Raw genomic sequence first — 1,000 nt, forward strand, 5'->3', positions numbered from 1 at the left:
GTGCCGAGCTGTTCATCTTCGATCCCGACGAGCTCGACCGCATCGTGCGCGACCGGGTGGACTCCACGTCGCTGTTCGCGGCGCGCTTCCGCGAGTGCGCCGCCCGCGCCCTGCTCATGTCGCCGGCGGCACCCGGCAAGCGCGCGCCGCTGTGGCAGCAGCGCCTCAAGGCGGGCCAGCTGCTCGAAGCCGCGCGCCGCGAGCACGAGTTCCCCATCCTGGTGGAAACGGCGCGCGAGTGCTTGCAGGACGTGTACGACATGAGGGCGCTGCACGAGCTGATGGAGCAGGTGCAGGCGGGATCGGTGCGCTTGGTGGAGGCGCAGACGTCGGTGCCGTCGCCGTTCGCGGCGCCGCTTCTGTTCGGGTACGTGGGCGAGCACCTCTACGCGGGCGACCTGCCGCACGCCGAGCAACGCGCGTCGCTGCTGTCGCTCGACCCCACGCTGCTGGGCGAGCTGCTGGGCTCGACCGACTTGGGCGACGTGCTGGACGCGGACGTGATAGCCGGCGTGGAGGCCGGCTTGCAGCGCCTTGCTCCCGATCGGCGCATGCGCGGCGTCGAGGGCGCGGCCGACTTGCTGCGCGTGCTGGGGCCTCTGTCCGTCGAGGAGGCGGCGTTGCGCATGCGTTCGGACGCCGAAGCGGACGACGACGGGGCAGCGGACGAAGGGGGCGGCGAAGTGGCCACCGAAGAGGAAGCGCATGCGCTGCTCGAAGAGCTGCAGCGCGCCCATCGGGCGTTTACGGTCGTGTTGGGCGGCAAGGAGCTCTGGGCGGCCGTCGACGATGCGGCGTTTCTGCGCGATGCGCTGGGCGCGACGATCCCCCCGTGGGCCGACGCGCTCAACCGCCCCGCCAGCCAATCCGGCCAAGCGCAAGCCCCCTTACGTGATCCCGAGCGAAGCGCGCAGCGCGAAATCGAAGGATCCCGTGCGGCGTCGGCCGAAAGCGATGGCGGCGAGGATGCGCTCCACCCCCTGGACGAACTGCTCGCACG

General features: G+C 71.6%; 1 pseudogene. It reads left to right on the top strand.

Annotation, left to right across the window (positions count from 1 at the left end):
• Positions 1 to 1,000, top strand: a pseudogene (locus ACMO6A_RS01195) (ATP-dependent helicase); the annotation flags it as partial.

This window comes from Eggerthella sp., from assembly GCF_048329335.1.
In the GTDB taxonomy this organism is placed as follows: domain Bacteria; phylum Actinomycetota; class Coriobacteriia; order Coriobacteriales; family Eggerthellaceae; genus Eggerthella; species Eggerthella lenta.